The organism is Aliiroseovarius sp. F20344, assembly GCF_023016155.1.
In the GTDB taxonomy this organism is placed as follows: Bacteria; Pseudomonadota; Alphaproteobacteria; order Rhodobacterales; family Rhodobacteraceae; genus Aliiroseovarius.
The window spans coordinates 319611-341651 of record NZ_JALKBG010000008.1 but is presented as its reverse complement, the minus strand read 5'-3'; the positions used below and the strand labels follow the sequence as shown (position 1 = coordinate 341651).

At 58.1% G+C, this 22041-nt stretch carries 19 protein-coding genes and 1 riboswitch; of the genes, 8 read left to right on the top strand and 11 right to left on the bottom strand.

Annotation, left to right across the window (positions count from 1 at the left end; translation table 11 throughout):
• Nucleotides 1–35: 35 nt before the first annotated feature.
• The 6 genes from MWU55_RS10695 (at nt 36) to MWU55_RS10670 (ending at nt 6711) form a co-directional block, all read left to right on the top strand.
• Nucleotides 36–776: an SDR family oxidoreductase gene (locus MWU55_RS10695; protein WP_246936166.1), complete on the top strand. Its 741-nt coding sequence runs from the start codon at nt 36–38 to the stop codon at nt 774–776.
• Entirely contained in the window at nt 776–1762 is a 987-nt protein-coding gene (locus MWU55_RS10690) for a P1 family peptidase (RefSeq protein WP_246936165.1), read from the top strand. Before MWU55_RS10695 ends, MWU55_RS10690 begins: the two co-directional genes overlap by 1 nt.
• A gap of 37 nt (nt 1763–1799) precedes the next feature.
• Complete coding sequence (locus tag MWU55_RS10685; RefSeq protein ID WP_246936164.1) at nt 1800–2357, top strand: hypothetical protein; 558 nt, start codon at nt 1800–1802, stop codon at nt 2355–2357.
• 272 nt (nt 2358–2629) lie between these two features.
• Entirely contained in the window at nt 2630–4108 is a 1479-nt protein-coding gene (locus tag MWU55_RS10680; protein ID WP_246936163.1) for an NAD-dependent succinate-semialdehyde dehydrogenase, read from the top strand.
• Nucleotides 4109–4216: 108 nt separating this feature from the next.
• Nucleotides 4217–4756 carry an RNA polymerase sigma factor gene (locus tag MWU55_RS10675; RefSeq protein WP_246936162.1) on the top strand — a complete coding sequence of 180 codons (540 nt, stop codon included), beginning with the start codon at nt 4217–4219 and terminating at the stop codon, nt 4754–4756.
• A complete protein-coding gene (locus MWU55_RS10670; protein ID WP_246936161.1) occupies nt 4753–6711 on the top strand; it encodes a VWA domain-containing protein in 1959 nt (652 codons plus the stop codon). Before MWU55_RS10675 ends, MWU55_RS10670 begins: the two co-directional genes overlap by 4 nt.
• 65 nt (nt 6712–6776) lie before the next feature.
• Here MWU55_RS10670 and MWU55_RS10665 read toward each other — a convergent pair whose 3' ends face one another.
• Complete coding sequence (locus MWU55_RS10665) at nt 6777–7046, bottom strand: hypothetical protein (RefSeq protein WP_246936160.1); 270 nt, start codon at nt 7044–7046, stop codon at nt 6777–6779.
• Nucleotides 7047–7194: 148 nt separating this feature from the next.
• A riboswitch (FMN riboswitch) is annotated at nt 7195–7340 on the top strand.
• Nucleotides 7341–7415: 75 nt separating this feature from the next.
• Between MWU55_RS10665 and MWU55_RS10660 the strand changes: the two genes are divergently transcribed.
• Nucleotides 7416–8294 (top strand): DMT family transporter, encoded by an 879-nt coding sequence (locus MWU55_RS10660; protein WP_246936159.1) that lies wholly within the window; start codon nt 7416–7418, stop codon nt 8292–8294.
• A 53-nt stretch (nt 8295–8347) separates the two neighbouring features.
• Here MWU55_RS10660 and MWU55_RS10655 read toward each other — a convergent pair whose 3' ends face one another.
• The 10 genes from MWU55_RS10655 to MWU55_RS10610 all read right to left on the bottom strand — a co-directional run bounded on the left by MWU55_RS10655 (nt 8348) and on the right by MWU55_RS10610 (nt 21347).
• Entirely contained in the window at nt 8348–8800 is a 453-nt protein-coding gene (locus tag MWU55_RS10655; protein ID WP_246936158.1) for an Hsp20 family protein, read from the bottom strand.
• Between the two features lie 122 nt (nt 8801–8922).
• Nucleotides 8923–9729 (bottom strand): serine protease, encoded by an 807-nt coding sequence (locus tag MWU55_RS10650; RefSeq protein ID WP_246936157.1) that lies wholly within the window; start codon nt 9727–9729, stop codon nt 8923–8925.
• 13 nt (nt 9730–9742) lie between these two features.
• Nucleotides 9743–10570 carry a trypsin-like serine protease gene (locus MWU55_RS10645; RefSeq protein WP_246936156.1) on the bottom strand — a complete coding sequence of 276 codons (828 nt, stop codon included), beginning with the start codon at nt 10568–10570 and terminating at the stop codon, nt 9743–9745.
• An 80-nt stretch (nt 10571–10650) separates the two neighbouring features.
• Nucleotides 10651–11943 carry a glycolate oxidase subunit GlcF gene (gene glcF, locus MWU55_RS10640; RefSeq protein WP_246936155.1) on the bottom strand — a complete coding sequence of 431 codons (1293 nt, stop codon included), beginning with the start codon at nt 11941–11943 and terminating at the stop codon, nt 10651–10653.
• A gap of 3 nt (nt 11944–11946) precedes the next feature.
• A complete protein-coding gene (locus tag MWU55_RS10635) occupies nt 11947–13110 on the bottom strand; it encodes an FAD-binding protein (RefSeq protein ID WP_348646231.1) in 1164 nt (387 codons plus the stop codon).
• The gene (locus MWU55_RS10630; RefSeq protein WP_246936154.1) at nt 13107–14537 is read right to left on the bottom strand and encodes an FAD-linked oxidase C-terminal domain-containing protein; all 1431 of its coding nucleotides are present in this window, start codon (nt 14535–14537) and stop codon (nt 13107–13109) included. The genes MWU55_RS10635 and MWU55_RS10630 overlap by 4 nt, the downstream gene beginning before the upstream one ends.
• A gap of 78 nt (nt 14538–14615) precedes the next feature.
• Nucleotides 14616–16700, bottom strand: a complete 2085-nt coding sequence (locus MWU55_RS10625) for a hypothetical protein (RefSeq protein WP_246936153.1) — start codon at nt 16698–16700, stop codon at nt 14616–14618.
• Nucleotides 16701–16705: 5 nt separating this feature from the next.
• Nucleotides 16706–19465, bottom strand: coding sequence for a DUF4159 domain-containing protein (locus MWU55_RS10620; protein WP_348646244.1), 2760 nt, complete (start codon nt 19463–19465; stop codon nt 16706–16708).
• Between the two features lie 2 nt (nt 19466–19467).
• Entirely contained in the window at nt 19468–20322 is an 855-nt protein-coding gene (locus tag MWU55_RS10615; RefSeq protein ID WP_246936151.1) for a DUF58 domain-containing protein, read from the bottom strand.
• A gap of 20 nt (nt 20323–20342) precedes the next feature.
• A complete protein-coding gene (locus tag MWU55_RS10610; RefSeq protein ID WP_246936150.1) occupies nt 20343–21347 on the bottom strand; it encodes a MoxR family ATPase in 1005 nt (334 codons plus the stop codon).
• Nucleotides 21348–21405: 58 nt separating this feature from the next.
• Between MWU55_RS10610 and MWU55_RS10605 the strand changes: the two genes are divergently transcribed.
• Nucleotides 21406–22008: a DUF1285 domain-containing protein gene (locus MWU55_RS10605; protein ID WP_246936149.1), complete on the top strand. Its 603-nt coding sequence runs from the start codon at nt 21406–21408 to the stop codon at nt 22006–22008.
• The last annotated feature ends 33 nt before the right edge of the window (nt 22009–22041 follow it).

Here is a 22041-nt window from a genome sequence, read left to right as displayed (position 1 = left end):
GCCTCAGACAATCCGATGATCATAGGGAGAGTGTGATGCGGCTTCGGGACAAAACAGCGATTGTAACCGGCGGGGCCTCGGGTTTTGGCGCGGGCATCGTGCGCAAATTCGCAGCCGAAGGGGCACGGGTTCTGGTGGCTGATCTGAACGACGAACTGGCACGCGAGGTCGCAGATGAAGTCGGCGGCACAGCCCATCATGTTGATGTGTCATCAAGTGACAGCGTGGCCCAGATGGCGCGCGCCGCGCATGAGCTTTGGGGCCATGTAGACATCGTGGTGAACAACGCGGGCATTACCCATCTGCCCAAGCCGATGGAAGAGGTTGACGAAGGCGAATTCGACCGCGTTTTGGCGGTGAATGCCAAATCTGTTTACCTGACCGCGCGCTATTTCGTTCCGTGGATGAAAGCCGCGGGCAAAGGCGCGGTCTTGAACGTCGCCTCAACTGCTGGGTTAAGTCCGCGCCCGAACCTGAATTGGTATAATGCCTCTAAGGGTTGGATGATCACGGCAACCAAAGCCATGGCGGTCGAACTGGCCCCGCATGGGGTGCGCGTGAATGCGATCTGTCCGGTTGCCGGTGAAACGCCGCTTCTGTCCAGTTTCATGGGTGAAGACACGCCCGAGATGCGTGCAAAGTTCGTCTCGACCATTCCCATCGGCCGCTTCTCGACCCCGGAAGACATGGGGAATGCAGCTTGTTTCTTGTGCTCAGACGAAGCCAGCATGGTCACGGGCGTTGCCATGGAAGTTGATGGCGGACGGTGCATCTGATGAAACCCGGCGCAAACAATCTGATCACCGATGTGGCAGGGCTGCGTGTCGGCAACGCGGAAGATCACACCATCAAAACCGGGGCAACAGTTCTGGTTGGCGATGCGCCCTTCACCACTGCTGTGCATGTCATGGGCGGCGCACCCGGCACGCGTGAAACCGACCTTCTGGCCCCCGACAAACTGGTGCAACAGGTGGATGCGCTGGTGTTGTCAGGTGGGTCAGCCTTTGGATTGGATGCAGCCTCGGGCGTGGCGGATGCGCTTCGTGCTGAGGGTCGCGGGTTCCAAGTCGGTGACCAACGCGTGCCAATCGTGCCCGGCGCGATCCTGTTTGATCTGCTGAACGGCGGGGATAAGGGCTGGGCCGAGAACCCGTACAAGGCCCTGGGCCGCGTGGCGCTTGCGGCGGCGGATACTTCATTCCCGCTTGGCAGCGTGGGGGCGGGCTGCGGGTCTACCACGGCCAATCTGAAAGGCGGGCTTGGATCGGCGTCGCTTGTGCTAGACTGCGGCATCACCGTGGGGGCGCTGGTTGCCGTAAACTCCTTGGGTTCTGTCACCATGGGCGACGGGCCAGAGTTCTGGGCCGCCCCATGGGAAATGAACGGTGAATTCGGCGGCCACGGCATGGGCAATCATGATCCAACCCAAGAGCCCCGCCCCGAAGCGCGCCTTGGTGAAAACACCACGATCGCAATCATCGCCACCGATGCGGACCTTACGCAGGCACAGGCAACCCGATTGGCCACAGCGGCACATGACGGCATGGCCCGCGCCATCCATCCCAGCCACACTCCGTTTGATGGCGATCTGATCTTTGTTGCGGCGACGGGCGCGAAACCTCTGCCTGATCCGGGGTTTGACGCACTTCGATTGGGCCATGCCGCCGCCACCTGCCTTGCGCGCGCCATTGCACGCGGCGTCTATGCGGCTAGCCCTGCGGAGGGGGATACACTACCCTGCTGGGCAAACGCATTTGAATAAAAGGCCAAGTAAGCGGCCAATTACTTAGGAGTTTACCATGACCCATTTCGCCAAACTGGCCCTTGTCACTGCGCTTGTGCTGCCGACCTTCGCGGTAGCTGATGAAGTGTCGGACACATTGAAAAGCGCGCTGACCGCCTATGAAGAAGGCGACGTTCAATACGCCTTGGAAGAACTGGAATATGCCAAGCAGTTGATGCAGTCGATGAAGACCGCCAACCTTGCAAAGTTTCTGCCCGAAGCCCCGGACGGATGGACCCGTGAAGTGTCGACTGAGGTGAGCGCAGGGATGGCGATGTTCGGCGGGGGTGCCGGTGCTGAAGCCACTTATAGCGATGGAAACGAAGAATTCTCGATCACGATCATGGCCGACAACCCGATGGTTGGTGCGCTCTCGGGCATGATGGCCAATGCGGGCCTGATGGGCATGAAGCTGGAGCGCATTGGTCGACTGAAATACCTCAATCAAGATGGCGAATTGTCGGGCATCGTGGACGGGCGTATTCTGATCCAAGCGTCGGGCGCTGATCCAGAAGTAATGAAGTCCCTTCTGTCCGAAATTGACCACCGCGGGCTGGAAGATTTCGGGCGCTGACCAAAGCGTCAGCACCGTCTTCTCTGCACGTTTCTTGTGGCAAAAACGACGATTCTTCGAAGAATTCTGCGCGGGCACAGAAAAGCCCGCGCGACCCTCCAAAAAATGATCAAAAAAATGTATCCAATTGGGATGAATTTCGGGCATTGATGCGCTATGTCCGAATCCAAGAGGACCGGCGTGCTTGCGCCAAAACTACTTAACATGTCAACATAAAGACACCACCGACCGGATCGCCGATCCCGTCGGCACCAGATTTGGGAGAGACAACCATGGCTGCCAATGCAACAGAGCTCAAGAAGCTGCTGAAAGACCCCTCGTTGGTTGAAACCCGCGCCTATGTGAATGGCGAATGGATTGACGCCGATGATGGGGCCACATTTGACGTGACCAACCCGGCCCGTGGCGAAGTGATCGCACAGGTCGCTGATCTGTCGCGCACTGAAGTGGCTCGCGCCATCGAAGTGGCTGACAAAGCGGGCCGCGAATGGGCCAAGCGCACCGCCAAGGAACGCGCCAACATCATGCGCAAATGGTTTGAGCTGATGATGGAGAACCAGGCAGATCTGGCTGTAATTCTGACCTCTGAAATGGGCAAGCCGCTGCCAGAGGCCACCGGCGAGATCGCATATGGTGCCAGCTTCATTGAATGGTTCGGTGAAGAAGCCAAGCGTATCTATGGAGAAACCATCCCCGGCCACCAGCCCGATAAGCGCCTGATGGTGATCCGTCAGCCGATCGGTGTTGTGGCCTCGATCACACCGTGGAACTTCCCCAACGCGATGATCACCCGCAAGTGTGGCCCAGCGATTGCTGCAGGGTGTGGTTTTGTCGGACGTCCGGCAGAGCTGACCCCGCTGTCCGCCACCGCTTTGGCCGTTCTGGCTGAACGCGCTGGCATCCCCGCGGGCGTCTTCAACATCGTGCCCAGCTCGCGCAGCTCGGACATCGGGAAAGAGTTCTGCGAGAACCCGCTGGTGCGCAAGCTGACCTTCACCGGCTCGACCAATGTGGGTCGTATCCTTCTGCGTCAGGCTGCTGATCAGGTGCTGAAATGCTCGATGGAGCTGGGAGGCAACGCGCCTTTTATCGTGTTTGACGACGCCGATCTGGACGCCGCCGTGGAAGGCGCAATTGCTTGTAAGTTCCGCAACAACGGCCAGACCTGCGTCTGTGCCAACCGGATCTATGTGCAGGAAGGCGTCTACGACGAATTCGCCAAACGCTTCTCCAAAGCCGTATCGGCCCTGCCCGTCGGCGACGGCCTGAACGAAGGCATCGCGCTTGGTCCGCTGATCTCGCCTGCCGCTGTTCAGAAAGTGCGCGAGCATGTGGCCGACGCGACCTCGAAGGGTGGTGAAGTGATCCTTGGCGGTAAGGAACACGAAAAGGGCGGCCTGTTCTTTGAGCCGACCATCATTAAAAACGCCACACGCGAGATGGACGTCGCCACGGACGAAACCTTCGGCCCGATGGCGCCCTTGTTCAAGTTCAAGGACGAAGACGACGTGATCGCGCAGGCCAATGACACGATATTCGGGCTTGCGTCCTATTTCTACGCCAACAACCTGAGCCGCGTTTACAAAGTGGCCGAAGCGCTGGAATACGGCATCGTCGGTGTGAACACTGGCATCATCTCGACCGAGACCGCACCGTTTGGCGGCGTGAAGCAATCGGGCCTCGGCCGCGAAGGCTCGCGCCACGGGATCGAGGATTTCCTTGAGATGAAATACATCTGCATGTCGGTCTGATCTGCGTGAATACCCAATTATTAGAAAGCGGCGGGGCAACCTGCCGCTTTTTTTTGTTTTTCCGCCAAGGATTGACCTTCGGGCCGCGTCTTACTCTATGTGAAGATGATGACGGAACAGGATGAAGAGCTGGCCCTAGCGGCCGCGACAGGGGACAGAGCTGCGTTTGCGGCCCTCTTGTCGCGCCATTATGATCGGCTGTTTGCATTCACGTTCCGCCTAATGGGCAATCGCGCAGACGCTGAGGATCTGACGCAAGATATATGCGCTGCCCTGCCCGCCAAGCTACAAAGCTTCCGAGTGGATGCGCGGTTTACGACGTGGCTCTACCGCGTTGCTGTGAACGCAGCCCATGATCGTCGCCGTCGAGCCGCAACGCATGCGAAAGCCGCCGACAGTTGGGGCGAGTGGGAAGTAAACCGGCGCGAGGCGATCCGTGAAGAAGCCGAGGCGCAGGACTGGTTAAGCCAAGCCATGACCGCTCTGCCCGATGAATTGCGCGATACCGTCGTGCTGGTTTTGGGTGAAGAACTGACGCAAGCCCAAGCAGGCGAGGTTTTGGGTCTGTCTGAAGGGACAGTCGCCTGGCGAATGTCCGAAGTTAAGAAACGCCTGCGCGACATGCGGGCAGAGGAGGACGCGATATGAGCGACGATCTTGACGATCTGAAGGCCGCCTTGCGCGCGGCTCCGCCTGCGCCAGAGCCTTCGAAGAAAGAGGCCGATTTAGCGCTGGCCATGAAAAATTTCGATGATTTCCAAGGATCGCGGTCTGACGCGCGTCCTACTTCTGACGCCCCAAGATTTGGGGTGATTGGAAAAGGAGTATCGAAAATGTTGAACGCTTTGAATACGCGCGGTGGATTGGCCGCAACAACCGCAATGGTCGCCGTTGGGTTTGCAGTTTTTGTGGTGATGCCGAATGTCGATCAGGTGGAATTGCCGGACGTGACCGTGATCCCCGCACAGCCCGTCGACGACACCTTGGTCGATCAAGAGATAATCGCGGCACCTGCCCCAACCACGTTGGGCAAAGTCGCTGAACAGCCTGCGCGGACCCGGGCGGACACCGCTAACGAACTTCGTGCACAAGCGGGTCAGACTGCCCCGGCTGTGGTTGCTGAACCTCTAATGGAGGCCGACGCGTCAACCTTTGCAGATACTGACGGCATGATCTTCGAAGAAGAGATTTCGATCATGCCAATGGCCGGTGAAGCGGGCCGCGAAGAATACGCCAACGAAGCCCCATCGCCCCTGAAGATCACCTCGGAAGAACCTGTCTCGACCTTCTCGATCGATGTGGACACGGCAAGCTATGCCGTCATACGGCGTGATCTAAAATCGGGTTACATGCCCAACCAAGATGCCGTGCGGATCGAGGAGATGGTGAATTACTTCCCCTACGCCTATCCCGCCCCCGATGGCCCACATCCCTTTGCGCCGACAGTCTCGACAATGCAAACTCCATGGAACACGGGCACGCAATTGGTGCAGATCGGCATTCAGGGTGACGTGGTTGACGAACGCCCGCCCCTAAACCTCGTCTTTTTGATCGACACATCCGGGTCGATGTCCGACCCGGACAAGCTGCCACTTCTGAAGCAAAGCCTACGGATGATGTTGTCTGAACTGCGACCCGAGGATGAGATCGCGATCGTCGCTTACGCAGGCAGCGCGGGTGAGGTGTTGAAGCCGACGAAAGCGGCTGAGCGCGCCACCATTCTGGCGGCGCTGGACCGGCTGGATGCTGGCGGCTCGACCGCGGGCGCACAAGGGATCGAGCTTGCGTATCAGGTTGCCGAACGCATGTTTGATGACGGCGAAGTGGGGCGGGTACTTTTGGCCACAGACGGAGACTTCAACGTCGGCATTCACGACCCAGATCAGTTGAAAGACTTCATCGCCAAAAAACGCGATACCGGCACCTACCTATCGATCCTTGGCTTTGGACGCGGCAATCTGGACGATGCAACCATGCAAGCGCTGGCCCAAAACGGTAACGGTCAGGCCGCCTATATCGACACGCTGGGTGAAGCCCGTAAAGTGCTGGTCGATCAACTGTCCGGCGCGCTGTTCCCGCTGGCAGATGACGTGAAAATCCAGGTGGAGTTTAACCCCGCCCACATCGCTGAATACCGTCTGATCGGCTATGAAACCCGCGCGTTGAAACGCGAGGATTTCAACAACGACAAAGTCGACGCGGGCGAGATTGGCGCGGGCCACCAAGTGACCGCGATCTACGAGGTCACGCCGGTTGGATCGGATGCCGTGCTGACCGACACGCTGCGCTATGCGCCCGAGGTGATCACCACCGACAACGAGGAACTTGGCTTCCTGAAACTACGCTACAAGCGTCCGGGTGAGGACATCAGCACTCTGATTGAAACCCCAATCATTGCGGGTGCAGATAACGCCGGTGTGGAAGAACAATTCGCCGCTGCAATTGCTGGCTTCGGGCAGCTTCTGCGCGAAGATAAGTACCTTGGCGACTGGACTTACTCGGACGCGATCAGTCTGGCCAACGGCGCTAAGGGAAGCGACCCCTACGGCTACCGCGCCGAGGCCGTCACGTTGATGCGCTTGGCCGAAAGTCTGTCTAAATAGGACTGCACAAACGGTCGAGATCGCGTTCTTCCCGATCTTCAAGAGGGTGCTTCGGCACCCTCTTTTTATGAGTCAGATTGATCGGTGTTACGCCCACGCCTCGGCCACTTCAATTCAAGCACCGTGGCAACTGCCAAGGGATAGGCAAGAACGGTGAGGACCAGACTCCATCCTGACTTCAGTCCGAGCTCATTCAACAGGAAATCAATGCTGAAAGGCTCAATCACGCGAAGCAGATCGAGCACCAAAAACGGAAAAGAGATCCACACAACAATCTGGCCAACTACCGTATCCCGCAGCCATTGGTCTTTATTTGGATCTGTACTCAATTTCATTGACCTAACTCAGATTTGTTTGCGAACGCTCCTAACACAAATAGTCGTTGTTGGTTTCCACGCAAGCCTCACATGAACACGACACGATGAGACTTGACCCTCCCCATCCCCCACCCTACGTTCCCCATCGCTGCCCCTGCCGGGGTGGCGACATTCTCAGGGCGGGGTGAAATTCCCCACCGGCGGTAAAGAGGACGCGTTTCTCAAGCCCGCGAGCGGCCCCCGTTGGGGGTGACAGCAGATCCGGTGAAACTCCGGAGCCGACGGTTAAAGTCCGGATGGAAGAGGATGGTCTAAGGCACGCGGTGTTCCCGTGCGCCTTGTCCTTCTGCCTTGGGTCAACGCGTAAGGAAGAAAGGACACTACGCAATGGCTCATCAGCTTACTATGACCGCGCCCGTGAAGGCGGCTGGTCTGATGGTTCTGGCAGGCGCAAGTTTCGCTGTCGTGAACACGGCCCTTCAAGGGGCCACAATGAAAATGGGGGCGTCTGCGCCCTCGGTCACTTTCTGGCAATATTTGATTGCATTGGGTTTTTATTTGCCTTGGGTGTTTCGACATCGCGCGGCGGTGATGAAGACTTCTCAGATCTGGTTGCAGGTGCTGCGCGTGGCCTTGGCCGCAGGTGGCGTACAATTGTGGACGCTGGGGCTGGCGCATGTGCCGATTTGGCAAGCGATTGCACTGATCCTGCTGTCGCCCTTCTTTGTGACGCTGGGCGCCGGACTGATCCTGCGCGAGCATGTCTCCGTCCATCGCTGGGGCGCGGTGGTGCTGGGAATTATCGGCGGTGCAATTATCTTGGAGCCGTGGTCGGACCGCTTCCAGCTGGCAGCCTTGTTGCCTGTTGGTGCGGCGGGTTTGTGGGCAGCAAGCTCTGTCGTGACGAAGTTCCTGACCCATCGTGACAGCACCGAGACGATCACGATTTACTTGTTGCTATTACTGAGCCCGATTAACGCCGGACTGGCCCTTAGCACTGGGTTCACATTGCCCGCGAACGCGATCTGGATGGTGGTGGGCGCAGGTCTGGTGACGGCCTTTGCCCAACACGTTCTGGCGCGTGCCTATTCGATGGCAGATGCGGCTTTCTTGCAGCCCTTCGACCATTTGAAACTGGTGTTCAACGTGGTGCTTGGTTTCGTTGTGTTTGGCTTCTTTCCCACAGGCTCCATGTGGGTTGGGACGGCCATCATTCTGGCCGCGAGCTTTTGGCTTCTCGAGCAAGAACGCCGTCAAACCGTCTGAAAACAGAAAGGGCGCGGATATACCGCGCCCTTCGCATCAGTAGTCAATCCGACTTAGGCTTCGATCGCCGTAGCTTCGACATCATCTTTGCCAGCAATCTCGATCCGGCGGGGTTTCAGTGCTTCGGGCACTTCGCGCACAAGATCGATATGAAGCATGCCGTTTTCATGGGCTGCACCTGACACGCGCACATGGTCGGCCAAGTGGAAGCGACGCTCAAACGCGCGGGTGGCAATCCCACGGTGCAGATAGGTGCGTTCATCGTCTTCAGCCTTCTTGGCCGATACGAACAGGGCTTTATCGCGCAGCTCTACCGAAAGCTCGTCTTCTGTGAACCCGGCGACAGCGACGGAAATGCGCCACGCATCTTCGTCTGTTTTTTCAATGTTATACGGGGGGTAGCTGTCACGGCTGACATCATTGGTCAGAACCCGGTCCATCAGGTCAGCAATCTGGTCGAAACCGACGGTGGCACGGTATAGCGGCGACAGGTCAAAATTACGCATTGGGTGTCCTTTCATAAAGCGACATATGTTTGGGCTTTCCCTTCAGGGACAAGCAGTTCACGGACCCGCCCGGCGGCATCCGTATAGTAAAGATATGTGGGATTTTTCCGGGTTCAAGCCCCTCAGGGCTTTACAAACCGCGCGCCGCCACCGCTTTTCTGTCCGATACCAATGCGCCGCGATTTCACGACAGTTCCACCGACCACTCCCCTGCCCGCTCGCAAGGCTTGCTTCAATTCCGACAAGCGCGCTGGCAACATCATCCCAAGCCCGGCTTTCTTACCCCGATAGTTCGTGACGGCGGAAACCAAAGATACAATCCGTGGACGCCGCCCGGATGTGTTGAAAACCGGAGCCCCTGAGGATCCGAACCAGATATCACAATCAAAAACGACCAACTCTGTATCTCGGTCAATCACTGCACATCGCGCTTCACGCGACAGGGCGTCAGCGCGCCCACGCGCATAGCTGACAACTGAAAGATCTTGTTCTTTCCGCGACAAGGCCTCAACCGCAAAGGGGGCAGCAACTGCTGTGGAAATTGGGGCTGCCAGCTCTACCAGTCCGATGTCATAGCGAATATTGCGAAAGTCTGGGTTCGGCCCGGTATCATAGCTGGGATGCATCACAATACGCTTCGCCGCGCTTGCTGCCACATGTTTGCCGTCCCGCAATCCGGCCCGAAACCTGAGGCCATCAAGTGACCCCGCCGCAACGGCATCTTCCAGACAGTGGGCTGCGGTGAGGACCATATCACTGGCGATCAACACGCCCGAACAAAACCCACCGGACATATCAAGCCGCCCGACCGCTTCGAACCCCAGTAGGTCACTGCGTAGGGTAAGACGCTTCAGCGCCCCGCCTTCTTGCGCGAAAAGGGATTGGGGCAAAAGAAAAAGCGCAACAACGAATGAAAGAATCTGCTTCATAATAGTCAGAGTACTAGGGCCGGACGAACTTGGCACCCCCTGCCCCTGCTGCACCGGTTCCAATCTGTTTCACCTTGGGTTTCTGCACGGATTCAACACGGGTGAATACGCCATCCCCAGCGGCCAACATTTCGTACATTTCGGCCAGAGGGGTTTCCAGATCTGTCCCCAGAGACACAGGGATGTCGCGCACCATTGCTTTGGCCGAAATCACCGAGACGATCCGCGGTTCTCCCCCTTCCAGCACGAAGACCGGGGCCCCGGACGATCCGAAATCAACGGTACAGCTTAGGATCAAAGCCCCGCCCTGGCGTGCCAGAACTTTACAGGTTTCCTGCAAGGCCGGGCTTTCTTTGCGGTCGTGGGCATAAGACACCACACCAACCTCCGCCCCTTTGCGCGGGCGCGAGAAAGTTTTGAAGGGCCGGACGGACATTTTGCGGATCGGAGTATCAAGCTCCAACAAAGCAAGGTCGTCCGCCACCCGGGTCGGGTTTTCGGATGCGGTGAACTGATATCCCGGATGGACAACGGCGCGTTTGACACCACGATAGGCCGAGGCGCGTCCTCCGCGCCAACCGGCCAGAAATTCGATCTCGGACAGTTTGAACCGTTCGCCCGTGTCGCGATCATACAGGCAATGCGCTGCTGTCAAAACAAGGTTTTCGTCGATCAAAGACCCGGTGCAAAAGCTGCCACCGCCGATATTCAAACGCCCGACAGCTTCCCAACCTTTGCTGTCATCCCCAGTCATCAGGGTGCGCAAAGGCGAGGGGTCAGATGCCCCCAACGGACTGGTCAGCCATAGGGCTGCGGCCAGCAATGCCAGTAATTTCTTCATACTCAACTACCTTTATCGGGGCGGTTGTTCCACCCTCTCACACATGTTTACGGCGAAAATCGGGGCGAGAGAAAGGAATTTTATCCATGCAGCGTCAATTTGCGCGGCTGTGGTCCCCCGGTCGCCCAATCGAGCAGCTCGACCGTATGCACAACGGGAATGCCCGTCCCCGATCCGATTTGCATCATGCAGCCGATATTGCCCGCCGCGATAATTTGGGGCGACTTGGCTTCCAGATTGGTCACCTTGCGGCGCTTCAGCTCCTGCGAAATTTCGGGCTGCATCAGGTTATAGGTGCCCGCCGAGCCACAGCAAAGATGAGGGTCTGCAGGCTCAACCACCTCAAAACCCGCTTGTTTTAAAAGGGTTTTCGGGTGCGTTTTGATTTGTTGGCCGTGTTGCAGGCTACAGGCAGAATGGTATGCCACCCGCATGCCCATCTCGGCATTTGATACGTCCAGATCCATCAAAAGCTCACTCACGTCACAGGCAAGGCGCGACACCTCCGCCGCATCTTCGGCAAGCGCGGCATCGTTTCGGAACATGTAACCGTAATCCTTCACCGTCGTACCACAGCCTGAGGTGTTGATGACAATCGCGTCTAGTCCGTCGGATCGCTTTTCCCCCATCCAGGCACGAATATTGGTCGCGGCCTGTGCGTGGCTCGCATCTTCCTTACCCATGTGATGGGTCAGCGCGCCGCAGCAGCCCATACCCTTGGCCACGACAACCTCACAGCCCAATCGGGTCAGAAGCCGGATGGTGGCGTCATTGATGTCGGTATCAAGCGCCTTCTGCGCGCAGCCCGTCAAAAGCGCCACGCGTTTCTTGCGTTCGCCCTTGGCCGGGAAAACCTGAGGCTTATCGTTTTCCGAAGGACGTGGAAGTTTCGGCGGTGCCATCTCTAACATCGCTTCAAGTCGGGGATCGGGCATGAACTTGCGCAAAGGCCGCATAAGCCGCGCGCCCTGCATGGCCAGCCGGAACCGCCCGGGATACGGGATGATCTGCGCCAGCGTCCAGCGCAGCACACGATCGAACAGAGGACGTTTGTAGGTCTTTTCGATATGCGCGCGGGCGTGATCAATCAGATGCATGTAATGCACACCCGAGGGACAAGTCGACATACAGGCCAGACAGGACAGGCATTTGTCCACATGCTCGACGGTCTTCTTGTCTGCAGGCCGCCCTGCCTCCAGCATATCCTTGATCAGGTAGATACGGCCCCGCGGGCTGTCCAATTCGTCGCCCAAAACCTGATAGCTGGGGCAAGTGGCCGTGCAGAACCCGCAATGTACGCAAGAGCGTAATATCTCGTTGGCGCGCTGGATCGCGGGGTCGCGCAACTGTTCCTCGGTGAAATGGGTTTGCATGGATCAGGCTCCCATCAGGCCGGGGTTCAGAATGCCGCGTGGGTCGAATTTCGCACGCAAGGCTTGGGACAAACGCGACAACACAGGAGACTGCAGTTGAAACTTCGGCCCTTCAAATGCGGAAGCACTATGGATAAGTGTCGCATGTCCACCAACCCGTGTCGCGCTGTCCTGAAGGGCGCCATGCAAAGCGGAATGGTCCACTTCCTCGCCAGCCCAAACCCAGACACGACCGCCCCCCCAATCGTAGCTGTAGAGAACATCGAACCGATCAGAGATTTCGGCCATAACCGGCGATGCATCACTCGGTTTAAGCGACAATTGCCAAAGCGCCCCGCCCGATCCACGCACCGGTTGGGAAAAGGCGACCATCTCACGCATAGCTTTCCAACCTTCTGCATTTTCAGACGTCGTTACGTCACCATATCGCCCGAGCAGCTCTTTCAACTTCTCAGCGCGATACTGGACGGAGCCCTCAAACCCTTCGACGCGGACCATGGTGAACGGCTCTTCCTCAATACAGGCTGGGGCATGCACGGCCCCGGTCACATCGAAAGGGGATCCCAGTGCTGCGGACATGGCCGCTACCGCGTCTTCGTCGCTAAGCCCCGTGACTGCAACAGTCATCACATGTTCCGGCATCGGTAGGACCTTCAGGCTGACCTCGCTTAGGACACCAAGCGTGCCCCAGCTGCCAGCCATCAGTTTCACCAAATCGTATCCGGTCACATTCTTCATGACCCGACCACCGTTTTTCAGAACCTGACCCTCCCCGTCGACAAATCGAACACCCAGTAGAAAATCCCGCGCCGCGCCGGCCTGCACACGCCGCGCGCCACTGGCATTGGTGGCGACCACCCCGCCTATGGTCGATGCGCCTTTCGCACCTGTGACACCTGTCAAATCATAAGGTTCAAAAGCCAGCATTTGGTTCTCTGCCCGCAGAGCAGCATCGATTTCGTCCAAGGGCGTTCCTGCTTTGGCGACCAAGGTCAGCGCGCCGGGTTCGTAAAGCGTAATGCCAGATAGGGCCGCGGTCGACAGAACTTGCGCGTTTGCCACATCTCCAATGGGCCGCGTACCGCCGCCCATGATCCGCAACGGGCCACTGGACGCACGCACCAGATCTGCCAGCTCCGCTTCGCTTTGAGGGGTCAGATTTGTCATCCGCGCCGCCCTTTCGAAGCTTCAAGAGGGAACACCTTCGCCGGGTTCAAAAGCCATTTTGGGTCAAACACGTCTTTTACAGCCATTTGGATTTCCAGATCCTCAGGGCGGTATTGCTTGGTCATCAGATCGCGCTTTTCGACCCCGACACCGTGTTCGCCAGTCAGACAGCCTCCAACTTCAACACAGAGGGATAGGATATCAGCCCCAAACGCTTCGCATTTCTCAAGGTCACCCGGTTTGTTGGCATCAAACAGGATCAAGGGATGCATATTGCCATCGCCCGCGTGGAACACATTGCCCACGTCCAGACCGTAGTCCTTCGACATCTCGCCAATGCGTTTGAGCACGCGCGGCAGCTCAGACACCGGGATCGTGCCATCAAGGCACATGTAGTCGTTGATCTGCCCCATCGCGCCAAAGGCCGACTTGCGCCCCAGCCAGATTTTCGCGCTTTCTTCGGCTGATTTGCTTTCGCGCACCTCGACCGGATCATGGGCTTTGGCGATTTCGACAATACGGGCAAGCTGGTCGTCGATCTCGGCGTCAGAGCCTTCGACCTCGATGATCAAAAGTGCCTCGCAATCGGGATAGCCTGCGCCTGCAAAAGCTTCGGTCGCGCGGATGCAGGGGCGGTCCATGAACTCGATCGCAACAGGCAGGATGCCGGACTTGATGATGTCGGACACGCAGTGGCCTGCCACTTCGTTTGTGTCAAACCCGATCAGTACAGGCCGCGCGCCTTCGGGTTTGGGAAGGATACGCAAGGTCGCTTCGGTCACGATGCCCAACTGACCTTCAGAGCCGCAAATAAGGCCTAGCAAGTCCAGCCCGGCTGCATCCATATAGCCACCGCCGATTTCCACCACTTCACCATCAGCCATGACCATCGTCACGCCGAGCAAATTGTTGGTGGTCACACCGTATTTCAGGCAATGCGCCCCGCCGGAATTCATGGCGATATTACCTGCAATTGCACAGGCCAACTGGCTCGAGGGATCGGGCGCATAAAAGAAGCCATCTTCCTCGACCGCCCCCGTTACTGACAGGTTTGTGCGCCCCGACTGCACACGAATGATACGGTCGTCATAGCTCGTCTCTAACACATCCGTCAGGCGCGCCACGCCAAGAATGACGCTGTCCTCGGTAGGCAATGCGCCCCCTGCAAGGGACGTGCCCGCACCGCGCGGAACGACCGGAACGCCTTCCTCAAAGCAGATGCGCATGATGGCCGAGACCTCTTCGGTCGAAGCGGGCAGCACAGCGCAGAGCGGGGGGCATTTGTATGCGGTCAGTGCGTCACATTCATAGGCGCGGGTCTGGACCGGGTCATGCACAACCGCCCCTTCTGGCAGCACGGATTGGAGCCGCGCCACGATGTGGCCCTTCCGCGAAAGAATACTGTTACTTGGTGTCGGCATCTGCATGGTGCATACCTCGTGATGCAAATTGGTAAAAAAATATAACCAATTTTTCATCGCGGACGCAAGCCGGATTCGACAAGGCTACGATGTGACTTGCTTGCGGCCCCGTCCCTCAAGCAGCCACGCGGCGACAAGTGCGAGCGCGGCGAGCGTTAAAAACAAGGCTGCCGGAGCGAGTGGGCGCAGGCGAATGGCGGTCGTGACATAGGCCTCTTGCGGCACGTAACCCAGCCAACCACGCCCGTGTGCGGGACGCCCAGCGCGTACTGATCGAAGCGATGGGACGCCAGCCTCAATCCGACGTGCATCCCCGCCTGTAGGGGATAAAACAGGTTGCAAAAGATCTCCCCGGGCCAAGGGATTGCTGAACTCTTCCGATGTTGCAGCCCCTCTGACGACGACCGTGGACAAGTCGCCTTGGGTCACGCGAAACAGCCCCGTTGCTTCTGTGGCGAATCCAGCTTCGAACACGCCCAAATCATCATCGGGCATCAATTCAACCAAAGCTTCGTCGCCGGAAGGCGAGGTGACAACCGCGTTGGGCAGTTCGGATTGCATGGTGTTACGCTGAATCGTAAGGCCATCTTCGGTCGCGCGCGCGGCAAGGGCTTCCTCTTCCAGCTCAGGTTCTCGCATCAACCAATGCGCCAGCCTGCGCAAGAGCTCCAATTGCGGCCCGCCGCCCTTATGGCCCCGTGCCCAAAGCCATGCGTGGTCCGAAGCCAAAAGTGCAACGCGCCCCTCATCGCTCCGATCCACCACAAGCAGAGGAGATCCTTCTTCAGCAGAAAGGATCACATGGCCACGATCAGGCTCCACTTCGATATGCCGCATCCACGGCCCCCAACCACCTTCCGGGGCATGGCGCAAAAGGTTACGAGTGACCGGATGGCGCAGGCCGTCATCTGTGACATCTGGCAAAAATGGCGCTTCAAACAAACGCCCTGTCGGCGTGGCGGGCAAGATGTCTGCAAGGCCTGTGCGCGCGATGCTTTCGGCGCTCGCAAGGGAGGGTCCTGCCGCGACCAAAACCGCACCGCCGCGCCGCACATAGTCACGCACACTGTTCAGATACCCACCCGGCAGAATGCCACGCAGCTGATAGCGGTCGAAGATGATCAAATCGAACTCGTCAATCTTATCGATGAACAGTTCTTGCGTTGGGAATGCAATTAAGCTCAGCTCGCTCACTGGCACGCCATCTTGCTTGTCGGGCGGGCGCAAAATGGTGAAGTGCACCAGATCCACGGCGCTGTCGGATTTCAGCAAATTGCGCCACGTGCGCGTGCCCGGATGTGGCGTGCCCGAGATCAGAAGAACCTGCAAACGATCCCGAACCCCATTCAGCTCGATCACAACTTCATTGTTGCGGCCTGTCAGCTCGCCATCTTCCACCGGCAATGTCACATGAATGAGGTTGCGGCCCGCATGGTCCAAAACCAAGGGAATAACGATGTCCTTACTGTCAGTCACCGGAATGTCCTCAACCGGGCGACCGTCATGTGAAACGCTTATCACCGCAGGGGGGAGCACATTCGGACTGGCCCCGAGCGTTTCCATCTTCAGGCGCAGCTCAACCTCTTCCCCCAAGATGCCAAATGCGGGTGCGTTCACGACACTTAGTCGTCGATCCCAGTCGCTGTCTCGACCCGTTATTAATGCGTGCATGGGGGCGGACAAACCCGGGGCATTTTCCAGATCGTGCACCACGCCATCGGTGATCAGAACGCCCCCGGCCAGACGATTGGAAGGAAGCTCGGCCAATGCCTGTTTCAACGCAGTCATCAACCGCGTTTTTTCATCTGTTTCCGCGTCGCTTGGCAGGGTAAATTCTGACAGGTTGCGCACCACTGGCTCAAGCGAACTGCGTGTTGCGATTTGCGCCAACACGCCATCGCGCGCCTGTGCCGTTTGCGCCGGACGATCTGACAGAAATTGCGAAGCACTGTCATCCACAAGGATTAGAAACAATTCAGACAAAGGATCACGGTCTTCTTCCTGAAGCGACGGGCCGCACAAAGCTGCCAGCACGACAAGTGCAGCCACAGCCCGCAGTGCCCAGCCCGAAAGCCCACGCCATAGCGCCACGCAGAGCGACAAGACCACCACTGCGGCAAGCAACCCGATCACCGGCCAAGGCAGTCCGGGTGCAAACTGAAGGGACATGGCGTTCATTCCCCTAGCCTTTCAAGCAGCGCAGGCACGTGGACCTGATCGGATTTATAGTTGCCTGTCAGCACATGCATCACCAGATTGACGCCAAACCGAACAGCCATTTCGCGTTGCCGTTCCCCAGCTTGTCCGCGACCCACGGGGAACATGGGACGTCCGTCGTCGCGGATCGCCCAAGCGCTGGCCCAGTCATTGCCCCCAACGATGACAGGCGTCACGCCGTCATTCAGATTGCGAAAGGGCATTCCTTCGGCACGTTCCGCATCTGGGGGCGGTGCTTCGGCCCAGACCGGACCGCGATATCGGCCGGGAAATTCCTGCAATAGATAAAAACTTCGGGTGAGAACGTGATCATGCGGCACCTGATCTAATAGCGGCAAGCCCAAAGGCAGCGCCACAGCACGAAGGCGACGGCTGGTCGATGAGTTGCCCCCGACCCCGGCATCACGCGTGTCGAACAAGATCAACCCGCCCGCAGCTAGATACCGTTTCACGCGCACAATAGCATCCGGGCTGGGAATGGGTGTCTGGTCTGTCAGCGGCCAGTAAAGCATCGGAAAAACCGATAGGTCGCTGTTTTCAATGTCGACCGCGACGGGGGGTGCAGGCTCGACGGAACTGCGCATGAAAAGCTGATCCGTTAGCCCCTTTAGTCCGGCCTGCGCGATCCGATCAATGTCTGCATCACCACTTAGAACATGGGCCAAGGTCACGATGCCTGCGGCCTCTAATACATTTGGATCGGTGTCTGTCTGGGCCTCGACCGATGTTGTGGTGGTCATAAGAGCAAGCGCGGCAACCGCCCCCATTGCGGCATGACGCGCTGCTGGTCGCAAACGTCCAGCCAACATAAGCGTCAACACAACATCCAGAGCCCCCAACAACAGCGCGGCGGCAAGCAACCAAGGGCCAAATTCTTGCTGTTTCTCATCAACCTGCCAGCTTGTCGTCACATGGGCGGGCCAATCTGTGCGCTCCAACGTGCTGTCAGACCGCAGCACATTCACAGCCTGCACTCTGTCCCCATCTGCATAAAGTCCCGGCGCAAGGCTCGGACCAACCGGGTTCACCAACATGTTCCCTGGCACGCCTGCTGCGGCATCCTGAGGCGACAATTGCCCAAACGCATCCAGCACCTGCGTTGCCACCCAAGTCGTGCCCTCCAGCGCCACACTGTCGCGCGCAGCTCCTTGCGACGAGACCGCAAGGCGCTCCAACATCTGCACAAACAGGCCCGAAAACGGCAGCGACGACCATTCTGCATTGGCCGAAACATGGAACAGAACAACCTGTCCCGCGCCGATAGCCCGCCGCGTTACAATCGGCGTTCCGTCTGAAAGGGTAGCAATTGTTTTATCCGCAAGGTCCGGTCCGGGTTCGGCCAGAATTTGTGCCTCGACCCTGACGTCATCTGGAACAGTCAAGCCAAAGAACGGAGAGCTTTCTGGAAACGAGGCCAAAGCACGCGGGTCACCCCAGCTCATCGCACCACCCACCACGCGCCCGCCAGCGCGCAGACGGACCGGAAGCAGATCATCCGTGACCCCTTGCCCCAGATCGGCCGACGCCAGCAGTGGTCCGGCAAACCGCAATAAAAGCCCGCCCTGTTCTATCCAACCTGTCAATGATGCCCGATCAGCATCCGAGAACGTGGCGACGTCCGGCAAAATGACGACATCCGGGCTGGCTTTGATCAGCTCTGACAATGTTGGAAGCTCAATGATTTCAGCCGTCGTGGCCAGGGCTTCACGCAGATAGTGAAGCGGCGACAAAAGCTCCAACCCTTCGCGTTCACCGACAGTGTTCAAAAGCGCAACACGGCGGCGGCGCAGGCTGTCATCTGCAAGGGTCACGGCGCCAGCTGCCCGGTGATCTGTAATCTGAATGCGGGTGATCCGATTGCGCAGCTCACTGGGCAAGGTAAATCGAAGCTCGACGCGGTCGGCATTTTCGTTGAACTGAGTAGGGGTCGAGAGCAAAACCCGCTCGACACCTTCAGGATCAGGACCAATCGCTTCAATGGTAAGGTCTGCACTGGCCCCGGTCCGAGACCTGAGTATGGAAAGCACCAAATCGCCACCATCCAGCTTCGCAGGTAACAGGCCAAGACGCGCGGATGGGGGCTCCAACACCTCAACCGCGCCCAATTGTTCGAATTGTGACAACAGTTCAGCGCGCCCATCTCGTTTGACTCCGTCCGAAAGCCACAGCACATCCGTGGCCTGATCCGAAAGGAGCCAGCCCTCGACCGTTCCATACGCTGCATCCCACGCGACTGGCCGCAGGCCTGCAAGGCTTGCTTTCCAAATATCTGCGGCTTGCCAGTCGACTGTTTGGTCAACACCGCTAAGCTCTGTTTTACTTGCCAATACAAGGGCGACAGGACGGCCTGCGGTTTGCGCATTGTCCAATTGCGTTTCGATGGCCTCTATGCGTTGCGCCCAATCTGATACGGCGGGCCAGAAGTCATCGACGAATACTAGCAACCTACCTGTTTTGGTTGCCTGACCATCAGGATTCAATACAGGACCCGCAAATCCCACAATCAGCGCGGCAACGGCCAGAAGTCGTAAAAGTAAAAGCCACCAAGGGGTACGATCAGCTTGCGCAGTCTTATCTTCAAGCCCCAACAACAGCGTTACAGCCGGAAAAACCTGCTTGCGCGGTGTGGGCGGCACGGCCCGTAAAAGCAACCAGATCACCGGCAGGGCAAGCAACCCCAGTAGCAACCAAGGTGCGGCAAATCCTATGCCAAACACGCTCAACGCGCTGGTCCCCCGATTGCGTTCCACAGCCAAAGCAAGGCGGAACTGGGCGGTTGATGCGTATGGTAGGTATGGAACCGCCACCCCGCGCGCTTGGCGAGGTCTGACAGCTCGGCCTTGCGGCGCGCCAATCGATCCAAGTAACGGTTGCGTAAATCCGCTGCTTCGCGCGTGTCGTGGGTCAATACTCCAGAGACATCCTGAAACAGAACACGCCCTTGAAACGGAAACGCTTCTTCCATTGGATCAAGCAATTGAAACAATACACCTTTCTGACCTCTACCTTGTGCAGCAAGAACGAAATCGCGGGTTTCGTCCAGAGACCCAAGGAAATCAGAAAACACAATTTGCCGCGCGTGTGGAACGGCCGCGGCATGGGACAGTTTGGCATCATCCCCAGCATTTAGCATGTGATCCGCCATACGCGACAAGGCCAGACGCCCACGTCCCGGAGGCTGCGCCCCGCCTAATAGTCCAACACGCTCCCCCCCGCGCAATAGAAGCGACGCCAGCGCCAACCCTATCAGTCGCGCTTGATCGCGCTTTTGTGGCAAGTCCGGATCGGACGCAAAGGCAAGCGATGGCGCGGGATCAATCCAGATCTGCACCGAATGCGCAGCCTGCCATTCTTTTTCCTGGACATAGTGGCTGTCCGAACGGGCTGAACGCCTCCAATCAATACGATGTGCGGGATCACCCGGCTGGGCGCGGCGATATTGCCAAAACGCTTCGCCTTGCCCCGATTGCCGTCGTCCGTGTTCCCCAAGTTCAATGGATTGGGCAAGATGCTGGGCCGCCACAAGCAAGGGCGGCAGACGCGCTCCCAGCGCTTCGGCACGCGGCCGGAGCATGACAGAGGCGTCTTGTGAGGTCACGCCGCGACCTCGATCTGCAACACCTCAGCAACGGTTTGCGCGATCACATCCGAAAGCGCCACGCCTTCGGCCCGCGCAGCATATCCCAGCGCCATTCGGTGACTTAGGACCGGACCAGCCAAGGCGTGAACGTCATCAACGCCGGGCGCAAGCCGCCCATCCAATAAAGCACGTGCACGCGCCAGCAGCATCAAAGCTTGTGTAGCACGCGGCCCCGGACCCCAGCTTACGTTTTCCCGCACGATCTGCGGAGCAGTGGGATCTTCGGGCCGGCATGCACGCACAAGATCTAGTATGGCCTCAACCACGTTTTCACCAACCGGCATCCGGCGCAAAAGCTTCTGTGCAGCAATCAAATCCGACCTGTTGAACACCGCGGACACCTTGGCGTCTTCAGTGCCCGTGGTGGCAAGAAGAATGTCACGTTCTGAATCCCTATCGGGGTAATCAACATCGATCTGCACCAGAAAACGGTCCAACTGTGCTTCGGGCAGCGGGTAAGTACCTTCTTGCTCAAGCGGGTTTTGCGTGGCCAACACATGGAAGACTTCACCTAGATCATGGGTGTGCCCGGCGACGGAAACCTCATGCTCCTGCATCGCCTGAAGAAGCGCGGATTGAGTACGCGGGCTGGCGCGGTTGATCTCGTCCGCCAGTAAAAGTTCGCAGAAAACGGGGCCTTTGATAAACCGGAAAGACCGCGCACCCACGTCGCTTTCCTCCAACACTTCGGCCCCCAGAATATCGGATGGCATCAGATCGGGCGTGAATTGGATTCGGCCATCATTCAATCCCATAACCGATCCCAATGTCTCGACAAGTCGCGTTTTACCCAGCCCCGGCAGGCCGATCAAAAGCGCATGCCCCCCTGCAAGGATCGCTGCAATCGTCAGATCAACCACCTGATCTTGACCCATGATCCGGCGTGCCACCATCTTGCGCGCCTCGGCAAGCTTCGTGCCCAGGGTTTCGACATCACTCAGTAAGTCTTCGTTCTGCATGGCATTTCCTTCGCGTGGGTAATAGGATCATTAAAGGCCAGATTCAGATGGGGAACAAATGACAAAAGCGCCAAGTGCCGGAAAATCGGCGAAAACACGTCCCTCTGCGCCCGAAGCTTTGGCCAAGGCGGTTGGAACGGTTTCAGCCAAGGCACCGCCGCCCGTACATCTGTGGACCCCGGACTATAGCGGCGAGATCGACATCAGGATTGATCGCGACGGCACTTGGTTTCACGAAGGTGACCCGATCACACGAGACGGTTTGGTGCGGTTGTTTTCGTCCATCCTGCGCAAGGAGGAAGAATGTTTCTTCCTTGTCACCCCGGTCGAGAAATGGGGCATTACCGTCGAAGACGCCCCTTTTGTGGCCACGGATTTGGATGTCGAGGGTGAAGGTCGACAGCAATGCCTGCGCTTCACCACCCATGTGGGTGACACGGTCATTGCTGGCCCTAAACACCCGATCCGATTGGATCACATCGACGACATGCCCAGCCCCTACGTCGAAATTCGCGCGGGGCTTGAAGCACGCATTGATCGCAAGTCGTTCTATAGGTTGATTGATCTTGGTGTGGCCGAGGACCATGACAGCGCATCTTGGTTTGGCGTCTGGTCGAACGGGCAGTTTTTTCCGCTGATCCCCACAGATGAACTCGGCTGAAACTGCCTTCGCATTTCGCTCGCCGCCGGGATG